At 70.8% G+C, this 19,657-nt stretch carries 16 protein-coding genes; 8 read left to right on the plus strand and 8 right to left on the minus strand.

Features of this window, described 5'->3' with window-relative positions:
* The first annotated feature begins 2 nt into the window (after window positions 1-2).
* From ccrA to VFV67_RS11465, 4 genes are read left to right on the plus strand one after another with little or no spacing between them, the layout of a single operon-like run.
* The gene (gene ccrA / locus VFV67_RS11450; RefSeq protein WP_326469464.1) at window positions 3-1,256 is read left to right on the plus strand and encodes a crotonyl-CoA carboxylase/reductase; all 1,254 of its coding nucleotides are present in this window, start codon (window positions 3-5) and stop codon (window positions 1,254-1,256) included.
* Between the two features lie 22 nt (window positions 1,257-1,278).
* Window positions 1,279-1,488: an MbtH family protein gene (locus VFV67_RS11455; RefSeq protein WP_326469465.1), complete on the plus strand. Its 210-nt coding sequence runs from the start codon at window positions 1,279-1,281 to the stop codon at window positions 1,486-1,488.
* A 24-nt stretch (window positions 1,489-1,512) separates the two neighbouring features.
* Complete coding sequence (locus VFV67_RS11460; protein WP_326469466.1) at window positions 1,513-5,268, plus strand: ABC transporter ATP-binding protein; 3,756 nt, start codon at window positions 1,513-1,515, stop codon at window positions 5,266-5,268.
* A gap of 39 nt (window positions 5,269-5,307) precedes the next feature.
* On the plus strand, window positions 5,308-6,309 hold the full coding sequence (locus tag VFV67_RS11465; RefSeq protein WP_326469467.1) for a patatin-like phospholipase family protein: 1,002 nt from the start codon (window positions 5,308-5,310) through the stop codon (window positions 6,307-6,309).
* Here VFV67_RS11465 and VFV67_RS11470 read toward each other — a convergent pair.
* The 6 genes from VFV67_RS11470 to VFV67_RS11495 form a co-directional block, all read right to left on the minus strand.
* A complete protein-coding gene (locus VFV67_RS11470) occupies window positions 6,251-7,135 on the minus strand; it encodes a class I SAM-dependent methyltransferase (protein ID WP_326469468.1) in 885 nt (294 codons plus the stop codon). The two genes, VFV67_RS11465 and VFV67_RS11470, sit on opposite strands and share 59 nt — an antisense overlap.
* 68 nt (window positions 7,136-7,203) lie before the next feature.
* Complete coding sequence (locus VFV67_RS11475; protein ID WP_326469470.1) at window positions 7,204-8,757, minus strand: serine/threonine-protein kinase; 1,554 nt, start codon at window positions 8,755-8,757, stop codon at window positions 7,204-7,206.
* A gap of 92 nt (window positions 8,758-8,849) precedes the next feature.
* Complete coding sequence (locus tag VFV67_RS11480) at window positions 8,850-10,196, minus strand: DUF2252 domain-containing protein (protein ID WP_326469472.1); 1,347 nt, start codon at window positions 10,194-10,196, stop codon at window positions 8,850-8,852.
* A 42-nt stretch (window positions 10,197-10,238) separates the two neighbouring features.
* Window positions 10,239-11,666 carry a hypothetical protein gene (locus tag VFV67_RS11485; protein ID WP_326469473.1) on the minus strand — a complete coding sequence of 476 codons (1,428 nt, stop codon included), beginning with the start codon at window positions 11,664-11,666 and terminating at the stop codon, window positions 10,239-10,241.
* A gap of 111 nt (window positions 11,667-11,777) precedes the next feature.
* Window positions 11,778-12,740 (minus strand): NAD(P)H-binding protein, encoded by a 963-nt coding sequence (locus VFV67_RS11490; protein ID WP_326469475.1) that lies wholly within the window; start codon window positions 12,738-12,740, stop codon window positions 11,778-11,780.
* The gene (locus VFV67_RS11495; protein ID WP_326469477.1) at window positions 12,707-13,528 is read right to left on the minus strand and encodes an NAD(P)H-binding protein; all 822 of its coding nucleotides are present in this window, start codon (window positions 13,526-13,528) and stop codon (window positions 12,707-12,709) included. The genes VFV67_RS11490 and VFV67_RS11495 overlap by 34 nt, the downstream gene beginning before the upstream one ends.
* A 137-nt stretch (window positions 13,529-13,665) precedes the next feature.
* Between VFV67_RS11495 and VFV67_RS11500 the strand changes: the two genes are divergently transcribed.
* Complete coding sequence (locus tag VFV67_RS11500) at window positions 13,666-14,892, plus strand: DUF4241 domain-containing protein (protein ID WP_326469479.1); 1,227 nt, start codon at window positions 13,666-13,668, stop codon at window positions 14,890-14,892.
* 17 nt (window positions 14,893-14,909) lie between these two features.
* On the opposite strand, the gene VFV67_RS11505 is transcribed toward VFV67_RS11500, so the two are convergent.
* On the minus strand, window positions 14,910-16,313 hold the full coding sequence (locus VFV67_RS11505; RefSeq protein ID WP_326469481.1) for an endonuclease/exonuclease/phosphatase family protein: 1,404 nt from the start codon (window positions 16,311-16,313) through the stop codon (window positions 14,910-14,912).
* Window positions 16,313-16,669 carry a hypothetical protein gene (locus VFV67_RS11510; RefSeq protein ID WP_326469482.1) on the minus strand — a complete coding sequence of 119 codons (357 nt, stop codon included), beginning with the start codon at window positions 16,667-16,669 and terminating at the stop codon, window positions 16,313-16,315. Before VFV67_RS11510 ends, VFV67_RS11505 begins: the two co-directional genes overlap by 1 nt.
* 232 nt (window positions 16,670-16,901) lie before the next feature.
* Here VFV67_RS11510 and VFV67_RS11515 point away from each other — a divergent pair, with 232 nt between their 5' ends.
* From VFV67_RS11515 to VFV67_RS11525, 3 genes are read left to right on the plus strand one after another with little or no spacing between them, the layout of a single operon-like run.
* The gene (locus VFV67_RS11515) at window positions 16,902-18,065 is read left to right on the plus strand and encodes a pyridoxal phosphate-dependent aminotransferase (protein WP_326469484.1); all 1,164 of its coding nucleotides are present in this window, start codon (window positions 16,902-16,904) and stop codon (window positions 18,063-18,065) included.
* A complete protein-coding gene (locus VFV67_RS11520) occupies window positions 18,062-19,060 on the plus strand; it encodes a D-glycerate dehydrogenase (RefSeq protein WP_326469485.1) in 999 nt (332 codons plus the stop codon). The genes VFV67_RS11515 and VFV67_RS11520 overlap by 4 nt, the downstream gene beginning before the upstream one ends.
* Before the next feature lie 39 nt (window positions 19,061-19,099).
* Window positions 19,100-19,645 carry a YciI family protein gene (locus VFV67_RS11525; RefSeq protein WP_326469486.1) on the plus strand — a complete coding sequence of 182 codons (546 nt, stop codon included), beginning with the start codon at window positions 19,100-19,102 and terminating at the stop codon, window positions 19,643-19,645.
* The last annotated feature ends 12 nt before the right edge of the window (window positions 19,646-19,657 follow it).

Consider the following 19,657-nt stretch of genomic DNA (forward strand, 5'->3'; position numbering starts at 1 on the left):
AGATGGCACGGGACCTGTACGAGCTGGGGGAGATCCCGCCGCTTGGCGAGATTCCGCGATACATGCACGCCGCGGTGATCCGGCGGGAGCGCTACGGACCGCCGAGCGAGGCGATCCGGGTCGAGACCGTCGAGGTGCCGCCGGTCGGCCGCGGCCAGGTGCTGGTCATGGTGATGGCGGCGGGCATCAACTACAACGGCGTCTGGGCCGGCCTCGGCGCCCCGGCCGACGTGATCGCCGCCCGGCAGAAGGAGGGCGACCCGCACGACTTCCACATCGCCGGCACCGAGGGCTCCGGCGTGGTGTGGGCGGTCGGCGAGGGCGTCAAGCACGTCCGGGTCGGCGACCACGTGATCGTCGGCGGGCTCATCTGGGACGAGTCCGCGCCCGACATCCGGCTGGGTGCGGACCCCACCACCTCGCACTCGCAGAAGGCCTGGGGCTACGAACTGAACTTCGGCACGTTCGCCCAGTTCGCCCTCGCCGCCGACTACCAGTGCTACCGCAAGCCGCCGCAGCTGGCGTGGGAGGAGGCCGGCGGCTTCCTCGGCGGCGGCGCCACCACCTACCGGCAGCTGTTCGGCTGGCACCCGCACACCGTGCGCCCCGGCGACCCGGTGTTGATCTGGGGCGGCTCCGGGGGCCTCGGCTCGATGGCGATCCAGCTGACCCACCACTTCGGCGGTATCCCGATCGCGGTGGTCTCGGACGACTCCAAGATCGACTACTGCATGCGGCTCGGCGCGCACGGGGTGATCAACCGGCGCGACTTCGACCACTGGGGCCGGATGCCCGACGCCGGCGAGGCCGACGCCTACCGGCAGTGGCTGTCCGGGGTCCGGGCGTTCGGCCGGAAGTTCTGGGAGGTGCTCGGCGAACGCCGGTCGCCGCGGATCGTGCTGGAGCACCCCGGCCGGGACACCCTGCCGACGTCGGTCTACGTCTGCGACCGCGGCGGCATGGTGGTGACCTGCGCCGGCACCAGCGGTTACAACGGCGACATCGACCTGCGCTTCCTCTGGATGTTCCAGAAGCGGCTGCAGGGCTCGCATGCGGCGAACCTGCAACAGACCACATCGGTGATCAACCTGGTCGACGCCGGCCACATCGACCCCTGCCTGAGCGCGACGTTCCCGTTCCGGGAGATCGCCCAGGTGCACCAGCTCGTCTACGAGAACCGGCAGCCGCCCGGAAACAGCGCGGTGCTGGTGAACGCGCCGGAGTCCGGCCTGATCGACCTCCCGAAAACCCGTTAGGAACCCACTGAGAGGCAAGCCGATGACGAACCCGTTCGACAACGAGGACGGCCGCTACCTGGTGTTGGTCAACGCCGAGGGCCAGCACTCCCTGTGGCCCACCTTCGCCGAGGTGCCGGCCGGCTGGGACATCGTGCACCCCGAGGACAGCCGGCAGGCGTGCCTGGCCTACGTCGAGACCAACTGGACCGACATGCGGCCCAAGAGCCTGATCGAGCAGATGGGCGGCTGAGTTCCGCGCCAGGTCCGAGACGAGATGCGAGCAGTGGAAAGCTCCTGGCCGCGGCGGCTGGTCGGCTACTGCCTGCGGCACCGGCGCAGCGTCGCGGTGACCTTCGCCGCGACGCTCGCCGGCACGGCGGTGATCACCATCGTGCCGCTGGTGACGAAGGTCGTCATCGACGACGTCGTGGGGTGGGCCGGCCCGCCCTGGCCGTGGCTGCTGCTGCTGCTCGGTGCGGCCGCGGCCGGGTACCTGCTGACTTACCTGCGGCGGACCTTCGCGGGCCGGCTCGCCGCCGATGTACAGCACGACCTGCGCACCGACCTGTTCGCCTCGATCGCCCGCCTCGACGGGGTTCGCCAGGACCAGCTGGCCGCGGGTCAGCTGATCAGCCGGGTGACCGGCGACCTGAACATGATGTTCGGCCTGATCGCGACCGTACCGGCGGTGGTCGGCGGCACGCTCACGTTCGTCGCGTCGATCGCCGTGATGGCCGTGCTGTCCCCGCTGCTCACCCTGGTCGTCCTCGCGGTGGCCCCCGCGGTGTGGTTCGTCGGTCACCTCAGCCGCACCCGGGTCTACCCGGCCACCTGGTACGCGCAGAACGAGGCGGCCGCGGTGGCCGGCGTGGTCACCGCGTCGATGGCCGGCATCCGCGTGGTCAAGGGGTTCGGCCAGGAACGGCAGGAGCAGGCCAAGCTGGCCGGTGCGGCCAGGAAGCTGTTCGCCGGCCGGATCCGCGCGATCCGGCTGCTCGCCAGGTACGGGCCGGCGCTGCAGGCCGTGCCGGCCCTCGGCCAGGTCGGGATCCTCGCGCTCGGCGGCTGGCTGACGATCCGCGGCGAGATCACGCTCGGCACGTTCGTCGCGTTCGCCGGTTACCTGGCCCAGCTGGTCGGTCCGATCCGGACGATGGCCACGATGCTCACCCTCGGCCAGCAGGCCGGAGCCGGCGTCGGGCGGGTCCTCGAGCTCATCGACACCAGACCGGCCATGACCGAGGGCACCCGGCGGCTGCCCACCGGATCCGCGCCCGGGATCGAGTTCGACCGGGTCGGCTTCGGCTTCACCGACCGGCCGGTGCTGAGCGAGCTGTCCCTGCGCATCGAGCCGGGGGAGACCGTCGCGGTGGTCGGCCTGCCCGGCTCGGGCAAGTCGACGCTCACGCTGCTGCTCTCCCGGTTCTACGACGTCAGCGGCGGCGCGGTCCGGGTCGGCGGCATCGACGTGCGCGAGCTGACCTACGAGTCGCTGCGCACCGCGGTCGGGCTCGTGCCCGAGGAGACGTTTCTGTTCGCCGGCACCATCCGGGACAACATCGCCTACGGCCGGCCGGACGCCACCGGCGACGAGATCCGCGCCGCCGCCCGGGCCGCGCAGGTCCACCGGTTCGTCGATGACCTGCCCGACGGCTACGACACGATCGTCGGCGAGCGCGGCCTGTCGCTCTCGGGTGGGGAGCGCCAGCGGGTCGCGCTCGCCCGCGCGCTGCTGACCGACCCGCCCGTGCTGGTCCTGGACGACGCGACCGCCGCGGTGGACGCGTCGGTCGAGGCCGAGATCCACCGCGGGCTCGGTCCGCTGCTCGCGGGCCGCACCACGCTGCTGCTGGCCCGGCGCGAGTCGACCCTGGCCCTCGCCGACCGGGTCGCGGTGCTGGACGGCGGCCGGCTGGTCGACGTCGGAACGCACGCCGAGCTGTGCCGGCGCAGCGCGTTCTACCGGAGCGTGTTGCGCGACGAGCCGGAGTCCGCCGCGGCGGTTCGGGCGACCGCGCTGGCCGAGGCGCCGACCCTGGTGTTCCGGGCGGTGCGGGACGAGCCGGCCGAACCGTCGCAGGCGCGGTCGGATCTGGAGGCGCGGGTGACCGCGCTGCCCCCGATCGACGTCGACCCGAACGTGGACGAGGAGGCGGCCGCCCGCGGGGACGACCGGTTCGGCCTCGGCAGGCTGTTGCGCGGCTTCCGGATTCCGCTCGCCGGTGCGCTGGCCCTGGTCGTCACCGACGCACTCGCCGGGCTGTCCCTGCCGATCGCGGTCCGGCACGGCCTCGAGGAGGGCGTGCGGCATCTCGCCACCGGCACCGTGTGGGTGGCCTCCGGGCTCGCGCTCGCCATCGTCGCCATCCAGTGGCTCGCCCAGCGCGGCGCGGTCCGGCTGAGCGGCCGGACCGGTGAGCGGCTGCTCTATTCGCTGCGCCTGCGGGTGTTCGCGCACCTGCACCGGCTCGGCCTGGACCACCACGAGAACGAAGCCGCCGGCCGGACCATCACCCGGATGACCACCGACCTGGACTCGCTGTCCGCGTTTCTGCAGAACGGGCTGGTCAACCTGCTGGTCAGCATGTTGACGCTGAGCGGTGTCGTGCTGGCGTTGCTGATCATCGACCCGCGGCTGGCGCTGGTCCTGCTCGGCGCGCTGCCGGCACTCGGCGTCGCAACGGCCCTGTTCCGCCGGCGCTCGGTGCGCGCCTACGCCCACGCGCGGGAACGGATCGCGGTCGTCAACGGCACGCTGCAGGAGCACGCCGCCGGGCTGCGGCTCGCCACGGCGTTCCACCGGGAGGCCGCCGCGGTGGCGCTGTTCACCGCGCACAGCGACGACTACCGCCGGGCGCGGCTGCGCAGCGTGCGGCTGGTCGCGCTGTACTTCCCGTTCATCCAGTTCCTCGCCGCCGTGGTCGCCGCGCTGGTGCTCGCCGTCGGCGTGCTCCTGGTGCGGGACGGCGCGATGACCGTCGGCGCGCTGATCGCCTATCTGCTCTACCTCGACCTGTTCTTCGCCCCGCTCCAGCAACTCGCCCAGCTCTTCGACAGCTACCAGCAGGCGCGGGTGTCCCTGTCCAGGGTCGACGACGTGCTGCGCCTACCCAGCTCCACCCCCGTCCCGGCGCACCCCCGGCCGGTCGGCGCGCTGCGCGGGGAGATCGTCTTCCGGGACGTGCACCACAGCTACGACGGCGACTCGACCGCCCTTGCCGGCATCGACCTGCGGATCCCGGCGGGCCAGACGGTCGCCGTGGTCGGCGAGACCGGGTCGGGCAAGTCGACGCTGGTGAAGCTGGTCGCCCGGTACTACGACCCGACCCGGGGCGCGGTCCTCGTGGACGGCATCGACCTGCGGCAGCTGGACCCGACGGGGTTTCGACAACGGCTCGGCGTCGTACCGCAGGACCCGTACCTGTTCGCCGGGACGGCCCGCGACGCGATCGCCTACGGACGGATGGACGCCACCGACGCCGAGGTGGTCGCGGCGGCCGAGGAGGTCGGGGCGCACGACATGATCCTCGCGCTCGAGGGCGGCTACCGGCACGAGGTCACCGAGGGCGGGCACAACCTCTCCGCCGGGCAGCGGCAGCTGATCGCCCTGGCCCGCGCCGCGCTGGTGCGACCGGCGGTGCTGCTCCTCGACGAGGCGACCGCGGCGCTGGACCCCGTGACCGAGACGCTGGTGAACCGGGCGACCGACCGGCTCTCCGCCCGCCGCACCACACTGATCGTCGCGCACCGGCTGAGCCTGGCCGCCCGGGCCGACCGGGTCGTCGTGCTCGACCGGGGCCGGGTCTGCGAGGACGGGAACCACCACGAGCTGCTCGCGCTCGGCGGGCGCTACGCCCGGCTCTGGGCCGCGTTCCAGGGCGGGATCACCCCGCGCTCCGCCCCCGCCCGGCCGCGGCCGCATCCCGCCGCGGCCGGCGAGCGGTCGCCCTACGGGCGGCGGATGCGTTTGTTCGGGGCCACCGGCAATGGGGAGCCGAAATCCCCGGTGCGATCCGAAAAGTCCCATTGAGGCGATGGAGTTCGATTCGTGACAAATCTCATTCCGGTTATGCAGGTATTGCGTGATCGGGCCCGGGAGGGCAGCGAGCCGGGCAAACGGACCGACGGGTACAAGGTCGCGTTGGCCATCGAGGGCGGTGGAAATCGAGGGTGCGTCTCGGCGGGAATGGCGTCGGCGCTGTACGAGGCGGGATTGCTGAGCACGGTCGATGCGGTCTACGGTTCGTCGTCCGGTTCGGTCACCGCGGCCTGGCTGCTGAGCTCCGATTTTCGGCGCGGTGTCGAAGCCTGGGCGCATGCGGACTCCTTCACCCCGTACGCCAACTTCGGGAACCTGTTGCGCCGCCGGCCGTTCCTGGATCTCGAGCGGCTGATGGCGCATCTGTTCGATCGGGTGCTGCAACTGGACTACGAGTCGATCTTGACCAACCCGATCAGCCTGCACCCGCTCGCAACGGACATGGGATCCGGTGCGGCGATGGACCTGAACCCGCATCTGCGGTGCGCGCGTTCCCTGGTGCTTGCCATACTGGCCAGCTCGGCGTGGCCGTTGCTCACCGGTCCGCCGGTGCGGCTCGGTGGTCGCCGCTATCTGGACGCGGCGATCGCGGAGCCGGTGCCGCTGGCGACGCCCCTGGCCGCCGGCGTGACCCACCTGCTGGTGCTGCGGTCGCGTTCGGACGGACACCCGTCGATGTTCGGATCGCTTCGCCGGCATTTCGGCGCATTATGGATGCGCCAATACGGAACGGCATTGTGGCAGGCCTATCACCGCGGCGCGACCAGTGCGGCCCAACTGAACGTCAACCTGCACAATCGCTCGCTGCCCCCCACGGTTCTCGTCGTCCCGCCCGCCGCGGACCTTCGCCGCCTGAAATCCTTGGAAAGCGACCACCGTCTGATCGGCGCCGCACTCGCGGCCGGCCGGGCGACGTTCACCGAACTGTTGCGGAGCCATGGAATGGCCACCGTTCCGGCCCCGCGACAGGAGGTCAACCGACCGCGGGTTTCCGTAGCAGGAACAGATAGTAGCCAAGGTGATCGCGGATGAACGTGCGCATCACGGGCATCGCGGCGTCCAGCTGGGCGACGATCTCGGGTCCGTAGCGTTCGACGATCTCGTCGTGCCGGTCGGCGTAGAGCAGTCCCATCAACTCGCCGGAGAACACACAGTTCTGGGTCATGTTCTCCGCTTTGATCAGCTCGAACCCGGCATTGGCCGCCGCTGCGATCGTCTGTGCCGGCGTGCCGGGGGGCATGCTGGACCACCCTTGCGTGTAGGCGGCCAACTCCGCCTCGTCCGGGGTCCCGCGCAGGGTGAAATCGCTCATCATGAAGTGGCCGCCCGGCCGCAGTACCCGGGCGGTCTCGTGGAATGCCTTCTGGCGGTCGGACAGATGGTCGTACACGTCGATCGCCATGACGGCGTCGAATGATTCATCCGGAAAGTCGAGGGCCATGGCGTTGCCGTAGCGGAACGAGACACGATCGGAGACGCCCGCCGATCGAGCCGCGGCTTCGGCCCTGGTGAGCTGCTCGCGGCTGATGTTGATTCCGGTGACCAGGGCGCCGCTGTGCTGGGCCATGCGGACCGCGGGCACGCCGGTGCCGCAGCCGACGTCCAGCAGCCGTTCGCCCGTCTTCAGGCCAAGAGTTTCGATGTGGTACTCGGTCTGCCGCTCCTGGGCGAGGTTGGCCAGGTCGAACAGGGTCGACGCGGGTGCGCGTTCGCCCGGCCGGGACCACATGCCGATGTGGATGCCGATGTCGCCGGCGGTCAGCCCGTACAGGTCGGTGAACTGGTCGTACTTGGCTGCGACTTCCTCCAGACTCGGTGCGGTGAAGCCGCCGGTATCCCGATCACCTGGTGCCGTCATCGTCACCGCTCCCTCCGCGCGATCCAGAATGGGGAGCAGGCCACATTACCAGGCAATTCCAGACGGAATCAGCTTCCGCGCGGGAACTTCCTGGTCACCTTGCCGGTGAGATCGGCGCGCAGGTAGGCGCCGCCGTAGTCGTCGGCGACATAGATCCGCAACTCCGGCTTCTGGCTGATGAGATCGGAATCCAGAATGAAGTAGCGGGTGGTCGGGTTGGGCACGTTGAGCTCGGCGTCCGCCTGCTTGACGAGCGCGGGCAGCGCATCCCAGTTGACCGTGTTGAGGTCGATGGTGTTCTGGTCCTTGTCCAGCGTGCGACCTGGCCCGTCGAACTCCGTCTTCCCGTCCCGGTAGGTGTACTTGTCGTAGAGCTTCGGGTCGTCCGCCTTGACCACGTCGATGCTGGCGTAGGTGGGATATGCGGTCAGCTGGACCACCTTGGTGCCCTTGGTCTGCTGTTCCAGGTCCTTGATCAGCGCGCGGATGCCTTCCGGGGCAAGGAGGTTCTGCGCGGGCTCGGGGGTGGCCGGCCCGGTCGTCGGCTGTTGTTGTGCCGACGTCGCCGGTCCGGTCGCCGTCGCGGGGGTGTTCGACGGTGGCAGCCCGGTGGACTGCTGGCCGGCGCTGGGCTGGTTCGACTTCCACAGCACGATCGCCGCCGTCGCGACCACGGCGAGCACCAGCGCGCCGACCAGCACGGGAAGCAGCCTGCCGCGCCGGTCCGGCGGTGCACCGGCGACCGAACCGGTGTCCGGATGCCGGTGGTAGGCCGGCGGCGGTGTTCCGGTCAGGGCGTGCTCGGCCTCGGCCAGCATCCGGTCCGCCGTCGCGATGTTCGCCCGCCGCGCGGGATCCCGGTTCAGCAGCGCGGAAAGCACCGCTGCCAGCGGGCCGCTCCGGACCGGGGATGGGATCGGAGCGCCGATCACCGCGGCGATCGTGGCCACGGTGGTCTCGCGGCGCAGCGGGTGGTGGCCCTCCAGCGCCACGTACAGCAGCATGCCGAGCGACCAGAGGTCCGATGCGGGGTTGCCCTCCTGGCCGTGGAGCCGTTCCGGGGCCATGTATTCCGGCGAACCGATCAGCATGCCGGTCGTGGTCAGGCCGGGCGCCTCCTGCAGGGCCGCGATGCCGAAGTCGGTGAGCACCGGGGTTCCGTCCGGCCGCAGCAGCACGTTGCCCGGCTTGACATCGCGGTGCAGGATGCCGGCCCCGTGCGCGGCCCGCAGGGCGGCCAGCACCCCCCGGCCGATCACGATCGCCTCGGCCGGTGCCAGCGGCCCGCGCTTGAGCCGGTCCTGCACGGATCCGCCCCTGACCAGCTCCATGACCAGCCACGGATGCGCAAGGCCGGGCGAATCCACGATGTGGTGGATCGTGACCACGTTGGGATGGTGCAACCGGGCCAGCGCCTGGGCCTCCCGCAACACCCGCTCGCGCAGCCAGGCCGGATCGGTGCCGAATCCCTGTGCGTCCGGGGCCCGGACCTCCTTGAGCGCCACCTCGCGGCGCAGCATGGTGTCCCGCGCGCGCCAGACCAGCCCCATGCCGCCGCCGCCGAGCCGGTCCAGCAACTCGAACCGGCCGTCGACGACCTGGCCTAAGCCTCCCGCAGGCATGGCGGGGATTGTAGGGCCCCACCCCGCCGGGCCCCGCTCAGGCCCGGCATCGCCGGTGACGCGCAGTCACTCCGGCGCGCCGGCGCCATCGGTCATGCCGAATCGGCCGGCTGCACACCGGGAATCCGGCCGCCCCGGAACGCGTCGACGAACAGCCGGTGGTCCTCGCGGGACTGCTCGGCGTAGGCCATCCCGAACTCGGTCAGGGAACGCACGAACTCGTCCGTTCGAGCACCGATCGCGTTGGTGATCGCCTCCTCGCACTGGAAGTCGACCAGGCACTGTTCGGAGTCCGAATCGGACACACAGTGCATCTTCGCGGTGGCCCGACCGAGATAACCGAGCACCGGCTCCATCTCCGCCGGCTCGGTCAGGTCCGCCCAGTCCAGATCGCCGACGTACGGCGACAACTCGACCACCACGAACCCGGTGCCGCCGAGCTCGGTGTGGCCGAGCCACGGGTCGGCATGCGCCTGCAGCGCCCGCTGCGACACCGCCGTGCGGTGGCCCTCGTGCGTGAAGTAGTCGCGGATGCGCCGGTCGGGCACGAGCCGGCTGGGTGCGGCCACGTTGCCCTGCTTCATCAACAGCACCACGTCGTTCTCCAGCGCCTGGCTACGCCCCTCGACGAGGACGTTGTACGCCGGCAGCCCGGCCGAGCCGATGCCGAACCGGGTGCGGCCGACGATGTCCTTGACCTTGTAGGAGATGCTGCCGAACCGTTTACCCGTCGGAATCGTGTCCAGGTAGCCGTCGAACGCCTCGTGCGCGGCGGCCCGCTCGTCGTCATCGAGTTCGCGCACCCCGGGGCCGCGCCGAAACCGGCGGTCGAAGTCCTGGACGGTGGTCAGGTCCTGCAGCAGCTCGATCCGGGTGCGCAACCGGGCCCGCAGCAGCACGTCGTGCAGCACGCCCTCGGTGCTGTCCAGCTGGAACTTGACCATCTCATCGCCCGGGCGCTCGGCGAACGTCCGGACCTGCTCGACGTAGGCGCCCAGGTAGGTGCCGAGCAGTGCGGCGATGTCGGCGTCGGAGATCGCCTTGCTCCAGGCCAGCAGGGCGACGCTGGCCGCCAGCCGCTTGAGGTCCCAGGTGAAACAGCCGAGATAGGCCTCGTCGAAGTCGTTGACGTCGAACACGAGCGTGCCCGAGGAGTCCATGTAGGTGCCGAAGTTCTCCGCGTGCAGGTCACCCTGGATCCACACCCGGCTGGTCCGCTCGTCGGCCCACGGGTCCTCGTCGTCGGCCATGTCCGCGTAGAACAGGCACGCGGCCCCACGGTAGAAGGCGAACGGCGCCGCGGCCATTCGGCGGAACCGGCGCCGGAAGGCCGCCGGATTCGCCCGCATCAACTCCTCGAACGCGTCCACGAGCACGTCGGTGATCATCGCCTGACGACGTTCGGCACCACCCGCACGGATCCGCTCCACCACGGTCATGACATCGAGGCTAGTGTCCCACCCCAGGGCCCAGCGACCGGATCAGCCGGTGACCTGGAACGTACCGACGCAGGCGAAGTACTCCTTGCCGGGCTGCAGGCTCCAGTGGAAGTAGGAATCCCGGACACCGGCGATGCTGCTTCCGTTGCCTGGCCGGGTGAACGAGACGTCGTATTCCCCCGGCGCGACCACGATCCGTTGCAGCACCGCTTCCGGGCGGCAGAAGCGGTTGCCGGCGTCCGGCAGGACCGTGCAGGTCGGGCAGGCGCTGAGGGTGTCCACGCGCGGCTCCGGACCGCTCAACGCGATCCGCAGCGGGTCGTCGGAGTCGTTGTGCAGCAGGATCACGGCCTTGTCTCCGCCGACGGACCGGCTTGGCGGCGGCGCGGACAACTCGGTGCCGCCCTGGCGTGCGGTCTTGTTGAGCACCCGGGCCAGGGCGCCAAGGACCTCACCCGTGCGCGGGTGGCCGGGGTACTTCTTCAGGAACTCGTCCGCGTGGGTCTCGACCATGGGGTCGGTTGTGGTCTGTGCGGTGGCGCAGGTGGCCAGCAGGCCGGGGAACAGGTCGCCGCGCACGGACAGCACCTTGTCGGCACGGATCTGGTCGAGTTCGGCGCACCACCGGGTGTCCGCGGCGATCTTCGCCTCGGTCGCCGCGGCCACCTCGTGGTCGGCGTAGTCGGTGAAGAGCCGGGCGTACGCGCCGAGCGCCGTGGTCGCCTGGTGTGCGATGGCGTACGCCTCGCCGCACGCGGCGTGGAAGCCGGGCGCGCTGTCCGGCACCAGCATCTTCTGCTCGCGCATCACGTCCAGGGTGTTGCAGGTGTCCACGGTGGCGAACGTGGTGAAGTCGGCTCGGTCGAAGATCTCGGCGATCCGCTTCCGGGCGGCCTCCGTCAACGGGCTCGCCGGCCGGCCGGGAACGAACCGGACGTAGGCGATCAGCGCCCCGGGGCCGTCACCGTCCGCCCACTTGTCCACCCCCGCCTGGTAGGCCTGGCACTCGGCCTTCTCCGTCTCGGCCCGCCGCACGGTGCCGCCGAGCGTCACGACCCGCCAACCGCCGATCACCGAGTCGAACTCGCCGACCGCGGCCGCGCAGTCCGCACGCTGATACGCCTCGTGCCCGTCGTGATAGCTGCCAAGATCCACCAGGAACCGCACTCCGGTGTACCCCACGACCAGCAGCACAACCGCCGCCGCGGCCGCCCCGAGCGAAAGCCACAACTTCCGCCGCGACTTTCGCACCCTCGGCTGCTGGGCGACGCCGGCGCCCCACGGACCGGGAAACCCGCCCGGCGGAGTAGGCGTGTCCGACCCGGAGAACGGGCCGGCGGAGTGCGCAACGGCAACCTGGTCCGGGACGCCCGGATCCACAGTGGACGGATCGGCCGCCTCGGGCTGGGCGGGAGCCGGGTCGGCGGCGGGCGAGTCGCCGCTTGGCCGACCGGCATCGTCGGCTGGCATCAGGGGAACCCCAATCACGTCACGCTGCATACCGTTGCTGGGAAAAGGATGGACCTCGACACCACGATGACGGCACTGGAACATTCCGCCACGCGGTACGAGGACCCGAGATCAAACGGTGTCCGCCATGGTGGTGGTGGGTGGGCGAAAGTCGCCGGCGTGGTCCTTGGCCCATTGGGTGAAGGTGCGTGCGGGATGCCCGGTGACGTGTTGGAAGGTGTTGGTCGGGGGGAGCGCGCCCGTCCCGTCGAGGGAGGCGGCCAGCAGTTCGATCCGCCAGTCGAGGTACTCCTGTGGGCAGCCGTCGCGCAGCCAATGCTCGCGGGCCTGCTGCGGGCTCAGTTCCTCGAAGCGGATCTCCTCGCCGATTGCCTCCGCGATCGCCCGCACCTGCTCGGCTTGCGAGACCTTCGCCGGACCGGTGATCGTGTGAGCGGCGCCGACGTGGGCGTCGGTCAGCAGTGCCGCGACCGCTACCTCGGCGACGTCGGCTTCGTGGACCCAGGGGTAACCGGCCGTGCCGTACGGTTCGCGCACCACGCGCTCGGTGCGGATCCGCTCGGCCCAGCCGAGGGCGTTGGCCGCGAGCAACCCCGGCCGGACGTGGGTCCACTCGACAACGGTGGCCTCCACCATGAGCTCCAGTTCCCGGTGGGCGTTGCGTTCCTCGGCGAGGTGGCGCCGCAGTGCGCTGAGGGTCTGGTCGCCGGGGTCGTCGCCGGGCGCGAACCCGGCAGCGGCGGCGGAATGCACGACGAACCTGCGCACGCCGGCCCGGGCCGCGGCCCCGACGAACCCGGAGTCCGTGCCGACACAGGGAAAGGGGAACTGATAGACGCGCTCGACTCCATCCAGCACGTCCGGCCAGGTTTGCGGGCGTTCGAAGTCGCCGTAGACAACCTCGGCCCCTGCGGTCAGGTGCGCGGTGCGCGGATTGCGGGTCATGGCTCGCACGCGCTGGCCCGCGCCGATCAGCCGGTCCACCACACAGCGTCCGATATTCCCGGTAGCCCCGGTTACCAGAACGAGTCCGGGAGTGGTCAACGGAAATCCTCCGCATGATCCGCCGCCCATTCGGCCACGGTCCGCGCCGGCCGGCCGAGGATGTCGGGGACGGTTGGCAGTACGGGTTCGGGATTGTCCACCGCCTGCGCCCAGAGGCCGAGCAGCCAGTCGATGACGTAGGTGGGCAGCGCGTCCTCGACCGACTCGCGCCACTCATCGGGGGTCAGTTCCTCGAAGCGGACGTCCCGCCCGATGGCGGTGCCGATGGCCGCCACCTGTTCTTGCTTGGTGAGCGATTCGGGACCGGACAGGGTGTGGATTCCGCCATGGCCGTCGGACGACAACGCGGTGGCTGCTACCGCGGCGATGTCGAGTTCGTGCACCGGCGACTGCCGCGCGGCACCGTGGGGCGCCTTCACCACGCCCTCGGCGCGGATCGCGTCGGCCCAATCCAGGAGGTTGCCCGCGAACATGCCCGGCCGCAGATGAGTCCATTCCAGGCCGGAGTCCGCCACCGCACGTTCCGCCGCGCGGTGAAACTCGCCGCCCATGCCTTGGTCGAACCCGGCGCTGGCCGAGGACAGCAGCACGATCCGCCGGACACCGGCCCGCCCGGCGAGTTCGGTCACCCGCCGGGTGTTCCCGACGGCGAGCAGGTACATCCGCTCGACACCGTCGAACACCGGCGCAAGGGACTCCGGCTCCTCCAGATCACCTCCCACGACCTGGACCGCCGCCGGCAACCCGGCGCTTTCCGGCCGCCTGGTCAGCGCCCGCACGTCGGCGCCCGACGTCACCAGGTGTCCGACCAGGTGCCCGCCGACCAGCCCGGTTGCGCCCGTCACCAGGATCGTCACCGAGTCCTCCCCGTTGTTGATCGATTCCCAGGCGACGGTAGCCAGGCTCGAAGGCGCCCCGCACATAGCTATTTGCAATCGAGACAGCTGTGCCCCGCTCGCCCGGTTCGTAGATCGCACTCAATAGAGTGCGCGGCGTGAGCGAGAACACACTGTTACGGGTGATGTACTGCGAGGGCTGGGATGCCGAGCGCCGGGCGATCGCCGGCCGGCTGGCCACGGCCACGGCGCGGGAACGGGACCAGCGCGGCGAGCAGTACGCGTTCTGCGTCGTGGAGCCGGACACCGAGCGGATCGGCAAGGTCGTCGAGATCGCCTGGCAGCACCACTTCGCTCGCTGCTGGTCGCTGGACGAACAGGGCCGGCGAAACCGCATGGTCGAATACCGCAACCTCGACGGCAGGCTGTTTCGGCTGCGCTCCGCCGAATGGACCTACCCGGACGACGAGTGCCCGGAATTCGACGAGAACCGCTGCGATCTGATCAGGACGACGCACGCGCCTGACGGGAAGACCCGGCACCTCGAACGGACCAACGGCGAAAGCGATGTGCGTAACGCCAAGGAAGACCCGGCCGGGCTGTTCGGCGAGGCGCCGCGCTTCGGCGACTGGGCCGGCGTGATCGAGGCCGGCCCGGGCGTGGAGTTGGTGGCGGCGGACCCGGACGTGGAGGAGTCGGCCACGCCACCGTGGCGGCCGGTCGTGCCGATGCGACCCGACCAAGCCGACTCCTATTTCCAGCCAGGCCAACGGTGGACGCTGCGCAGGCGGAACTCGAACCCGGTCGTGGTGACCGAGGTCGTGCCCGCCGGCACGGTCCGGACGCCCAGCGGTCGGCTGGTCGCCGCCGACCCCTCGCTGCTGCACGACGGGCTGAGTGGTTTCGAGGCCACCGTCGCCCCCGGCGAATATCCGGTCGAGCTGGCCATGATCCGGTTCGTCGAGGACCCGTCGCACGAGCGCGTCGCGGCGGCCAAACTGACCGTGTCCAGCCAACCGGTGGTGTCCTGGGAACACGCGGCCGAACCAGGAGAGGACCCACGGCTGCTCGACGACGACAAGTACTACGGCTTCGTCGTCGACACCGGCCAGGCATGCTTCGCCGACGCCGAAGCCCGCGACGACCTGTCGGACATCGTCAACACCGCCCTCGACGATCCGGACAGCCCGATCTGCGCCGTGTGGGGCGCCAAGGCGGCAGAGCTGGCCGACCCCGAGTCGGGCGGCTCGTTGGTCGCCTTCTCATCCGGCTGGGGCGACGGCATGTACCCGACCTGGCTCGGCCGCACCGCGACCGGTGAGGTCGCCTGCTTCGTCACCGACCTGCTCATCCTGCGCGAGGCGAGCTTGACGAACGACACCTGATCGGCTGACACCCGAGTTCAGTAGTCGTTGTCGGGGCGGTGGTCGGCGTCGTCGTCGAAGTCCCGGTTGGGTGGCGGGTCGGTGGGGGAGCGGCCGCTGACCGGCACCTCGACGTCGACGACGATGCCGTCGTGGTCGGACAGGTCGTGGTCCTGGCCTTCATGGTCGGGAGAGTCGCCCTGGACCCGCTCGGGATCGCCTGCGGTCAGGTCCGGGCCGGTGAAGATGTAGTCGAGGCGCCGGGGGCCGTCGCCGTACTGCTCGGTGGGACCGATGTCGCTTGCGTCGGTGTAGCCGGCGTCCACGTAATCCTGCAGGGCCCGGCTCGGCCGGCCGTCACCGGTCATGGCGTGGTTGAGGTCGCCGGTGATGATGACCGGGTTGCCGTCCGCGCCGGCTTCGGCGAACTCCCTGAGCTGGTCGATCTGGCCGGCGCGGTCGGCCTCGCTGACCCCGTCGTAGTCGGTGTGCGCGGTGGCGACGTCGACCACACCGCCGTTGTCGGTGTGCACCCGGACGCTGATCGCCGCCCGGCCGTCCGAACCGTCGTCGCCGGGCTCATCGAGCTTCTCGGTCCCCACCAACTCGGAGTAGGCCACACCGTCACCCCGCCGCACCGCGATCACCTGACCGAAGGGCTGATCGGGGTAGCCGGGCTCGAACAAGCCGTCGTCGGTGCGGAACTTGGAGCTGGCCTGCACGAAATGCAGGTCCCAGTCCTCCCCGGTGCGCTCCTCGAGCTCACGCTCGAGCCGGGCGACGTCCATCTGCCAGACTTCCTGCAGGGCGGCCACGTCCACGTCCTGCGCCACGATCCGCCGGGCCAACTCGTCGACGTCGCCTTCGTCCATGCCGTCGGAGCTCAAGCCGCTGTTGCCCGCCCCGCCACCGACGTTGAGCGTCATGACCGTGAGCTCGTCGCTGTCGCATTCCGGCGGAAGCGGACGGTCGAGCAGCCGCTCGATCCCGCCGCCTACCTTGCTGGCCAACGTGTCCAGCGTGTCCCCGCGCTCCGCGCGCACCCGCTTGAGCGCGCCGATGGCCTCGGCCTCCAGTTCGGGCAGCCGGTCGACCGGCTGGCCGGCGCGCACCTGCGCATCGGCCGCGGAAAGCTGGTTGAGCAGCGTCGCCGCATCGCCGGCCGGTCCGCGCAGCGCCTCGAGATCAGCGCCCGCGGCGGCGGCCGCCGATCGGCCGGCATCGGCGGCCTCCTCGACATCGCGAATGGACCGACCGAGGACTGCGGCGTAGTCGCGGAACTGCTCGGCGGCGTCCCCGCTCCACGGCGCCTGCCCGATCCGGTCGACCACCGCGGAGAGCCGCGCGGCAGCCCTTGCCACAGCGGCAAATCCGGCCTCCGCCTGGGTGGCGCCCGCGGGATCCGAGCGCAACACGTGCTGCCACGTCCACTCGGTGCCCATCAGCCCGACTCGCCGTCCGGAGACAACACGGACGCCCAGCCACGCCCGGTCTGGGTGCGGGGGATCTGGTCCAGCCGGTCCGCGTTCCCGTTGTCCATGGTGTCCATCGCGGTCGCCGACGCATCGACGGCGTCGGCAAGTCGACCAACCAAATCCTGCAGCGCGTCGAGCCGCTCCCGCAGCCGCCCGGCCGCGTCGCCGAGCGCGGCCGTGGCCGCGCCGTGCGCCAGCAGGATCCCGCCGTCCGCGACCGGCCGAGCGAGCCGGTCTACCGGAGCGGCACCGCTGAGGTCGTGCCGGGCGGCCGCCGCCAGCGTCCGGACCCCGTCGACATCGATCGTCGTCTGCCTGCCCATCGTGCCAACCTCCCTCGCGTCCGGATGTTACGACGGGCATCCGACCAGCCACGTTCCCGTTTGGGCCACAACGCATAACTCACCGGATGCCGGTCGGGGTGCTGCGCCCGGTCGTGGGTTGCCGGCGCCGGCTTGACCTTGCGATCGGGATCGCGTTTGTTTGCTGTGCCGGCGTCGGGTGATCCGCGACGCCGGCCGGGTGGCCTGTACCTGACCATGGGAGGGAGCGGTCGTGAAACTTGCCCGTCGGATGGACCGGCTGGGGACCGAGTCGGCGTTCGAGGTGCTGGCCAAGGCCAAGGAGTTGGAGCGGCAGGGCCGTAAGATCATTCACCTGGAGATCGGCGAGCCGGACTTCGAGACGCCGGCGCATATCGTCGCCGCCGCACGGGAGGCGCTCGCGGCGGGCCACACGCACTACGTGCCGGCGCCCGGTATCCCGGAGTTGCGCTCGGCGGTGGCCGAGTTTCTGGAGCGCACCGGCCGGATGCGCACGACGCCGGACCGGGTGGTGGTCACGCCGGGCGCCAAGCCGATCATGTTCTTCACGATCATGGCGCTGTGCGAGGAGGGCGACGAGGTCCTCTGTCCGGACCCGGGATTCCCGATGTATGCCTCGATCGCGGCGTTCTGCGGTGCCCGCCCGGTGCCGGTGCCGCTGCGCGAGGCGAACGGGTTCACCATCGATCCGGACGAGCTGGCATCGCTGATCACCGATCGCAGCAGGCTGCTCATCCTCAACTCCCCGCACAACCCGTGCGGCAGCGCGTCGACTCCGGAGCAGCTCGAGGCCATCGCCGCCCTGGCCGTCCGGCACGATCTGGTGGTGCTCAGCGACGAGGTCTACTGGGCGCTGCGGACCGGTGCCAGGCACCACAGCGTCCTGGACATCGACGGCATGGCCGAGCGGACCGTGTTGCTGGACGGGTGGTCCAAGACGTTCGCGATGACCGGGTGGCGGCTGGGCTTCGGGGTGTTCCCGCCGGAGCTTGTCGAACCGGTCACCCGGCTGGTGATCAACTCGGTGTCGTGTACCTCGGCGTTCAGCCAGCGGGCGGCGATCGCCGCGCTGACCGGGCCCTGGGACGACGTCGAGGGCATGGCGCGGGAGTTCCAGCAGCGGGGCGAGGTCATCGTGGCCGGGCTCAACGCGATTCCCGGCGTGTCCTGCGTGGCACCGAGTGGCGCGTTCTATGCCTTTCCCAACGTGCGTGACCTCGCCATGTCCGCCGCTGAGCTGGCCGACCTGCTGTTGCGGAGATGCGGGGTGGCCTGCCTTCCGGGCACCGCGTTCGGCGGCTACGGGGAGGGCTACCTGCGGTTTTCCTACGCCACCTCCATCGACAACATCCGCGCCGCCCTGGCGGCCTTCGAGACGCTGGTGAGCGAGGCATGAGCGAGTCATTGCTGTCGACCAGATCGGTTCTGGTCACCCGCGCCCTGGTGCCCGAGGCGATGCGGGCCCTGGACGGCGGTTGCGCGGTGGATCTCTACCAGGGGCCGCCGGAGGCGATCCCGCGCGAGGAGCTGCTGCGCCGCGCCGCCGGCAAGGACGGGCTGCTCACGTTGTTGACCGAACGGGTCGACGCCGAGCTGCTGGACGCGGCCGGACCGCAGCTCAAGATCGTGGCCAACCACGCGGTCGGCTTCGACAACGTCGACGTGCCGGAGTGCACCAGCCGTGGCGTGCTGGTCACCAACACCCCCGACGTGCTCACCGAGGCGACCGCCGACCTGGCCTGGTCACTGATCCTGGCCTGCGTGCGCCGCGTGGCCGAGGGCGACCGGTTCCTGCGGTCGCGCCGACCCTGGATCTGGGGCCCGAGCATGATGCTGGGCTACGACATGTACGGCAAGACCCTCGGCGTCGCCGGGTGCGGGCGGATCGGTCAGGCCGTTGCCCGCCGGGCCACCGGGTTCGGCCTGCGGGTGATCTACCACGACCCGGTCCGGCTCTCCGAGGCGGTGGAACGCGAGCTCAACGTCACGTGGTGTCCATTTGAGACCCTGCTCGCCGAGTCGGACGTCATCTCGGTGCACACCCCGTTGCTGCCGCAGACCCGGCACCTCTTCGGCGCCGACGCCTTCCGGCAGATGAAACCCACGGCCGTCCTGGTCAACACCGCCCGCGGTCCCATCGTCGACGAGCCGGCCCTGGCCGAGGCCCTGCGCGCCGGCGAAATCTTCGCCGCCGGCCTGGACGTCTACGAGCGCGAGCCGCAGATCGAGGAAGCCCTGCTGGACCTGGACAACGTCACCCTCCTTCCGCACCTCGGCAGCGCGACCATCGAAACCCGCACCGCCATGGGTCTGCTCGCCGTGGACAACCTGCTCGCCGGCATCACCGGCAAACGCCCCCGCACCCTCGTCAACCCCGACGCGCTCCGGTAACCAACCGCACGCAGGAGATCATTGGTAGAGACTCTGGGCATGGAGTTCTTCTGCTACCACCGGGATCGGCCCGGCTCCGAGGCGCTGCGCGATGAGCTGCTGGAAGAGCACTGGTCCTACATGGACCGGTACGCCGCGGAGCTGATCGCCCGTGGCCCGACCCTGGCGGGCGACGGCGACACGCCGACCGGCAGCGTGCACATCGTCGACCTGCCCGATCCCGCCGCCGCCCGCGCGTTCGCCTTCGACGAGCCCAACTACCAGGCCGGCGTGTACCGCGACGTGCTGCTGCGCCGGTGGCGCAACACGCTCGGCCGCACCATGTGGGACTTCCCCGGCGGCCGTACCGGTGGCAACCGGTACCTGGTGCTCGGCCTCGGCACGGGCCAGGCCGACCTCGCCGTGCCGCCCCAGCGGGACGAGCTGATCGCCCACGGGCCGCTGCTGTCCGACGACGGCACCGGCTGGCTCGGTACGGCGGTGCTGGTCCGGGCGCCGGACCCGGACACGGCACGCGCCGTCCTGACCGCGGACCGGTACGCCGCCATCGAGGTCCACAACTGGCAGTTCGGCGGGCGACGGTAACGAGAGAGGCCG

The organism is Actinophytocola sp., from assembly GCF_035762905.1.
Lineage (GTDB): Bacteria > Actinomycetota > Actinomycetes > Mycobacteriales > Pseudonocardiaceae > DASYTH01.

Coding starts and splice junctions, on each gene's coding strand:
- ccrA (WP_326469464.1), top strand. CDS start 3: ATGGCACGGGACCTGTACGAGCTGGGGGAGATCCCGCCGCTTGGCGAG.
- VFV67_RS11455 (WP_326469465.1), top strand. CDS start 1,279: ATGACGAACCCGTTCGACAACGAGGACGGCCGCTACCTGGTGTTGGTC.
- VFV67_RS11460 (WP_326469466.1), top strand. CDS start 1,513: ATGCGAGCAGTGGAAAGCTCCTGGCCGCGGCGGCTGGTCGGCTACTGC.
- VFV67_RS11465 (WP_326469467.1), top strand. CDS start 5,308: ATGCAGGTATTGCGTGATCGGGCCCGGGAGGGCAGCGAGCCGGGCAAA.
- VFV67_RS11470 (WP_326469468.1), bottom strand. CDS start 7,135: ATGACGGCACCAGGTGATCGGGATACCGGCGGCTTCACCGCACCGAGT.
- VFV67_RS11475 (WP_326469470.1), bottom strand. CDS start 8,757: ATGCCTGCGGGAGGCTTAGGCCAGGTCGTCGACGGCCGGTTCGAGTTG.
- VFV67_RS11480 (WP_326469472.1), bottom strand. CDS start 10,196: ATGACCGTGGTGGAGCGGATCCGTGCGGGTGGTGCCGAACGTCGTCAG.
- VFV67_RS11485 (WP_326469473.1), bottom strand. CDS start 11,666: ATGCCAGCCGACGATGCCGGTCGGCCAAGCGGCGACTCGCCCGCCGCC.
- VFV67_RS11490 (WP_326469475.1), bottom strand. CDS start 12,740: ATGGGCGGCGGATCATGCGGAGGATTTCCGTTGACCACTCCCGGACTC.
- VFV67_RS11505 (WP_326469481.1), bottom strand. CDS start 16,313: ATGGGCACCGAGTGGACGTGGCAGCACGTGTTGCGCTCGGATCCCGCG.
- VFV67_RS11510 (WP_326469482.1), bottom strand. CDS start 16,669: ATGGGCAGGCAGACGACGATCGATGTCGACGGGGTCCGGACGCTGGCG.
- VFV67_RS11520 (WP_326469485.1), top strand. CDS start 18,062: ATGAGCGAGTCATTGCTGTCGACCAGATCGGTTCTGGTCACCCGCGCC.
- VFV67_RS11525 (WP_326469486.1), top strand. CDS start 19,100: ATGGAGTTCTTCTGCTACCACCGGGATCGGCCCGGCTCCGAGGCGCTG.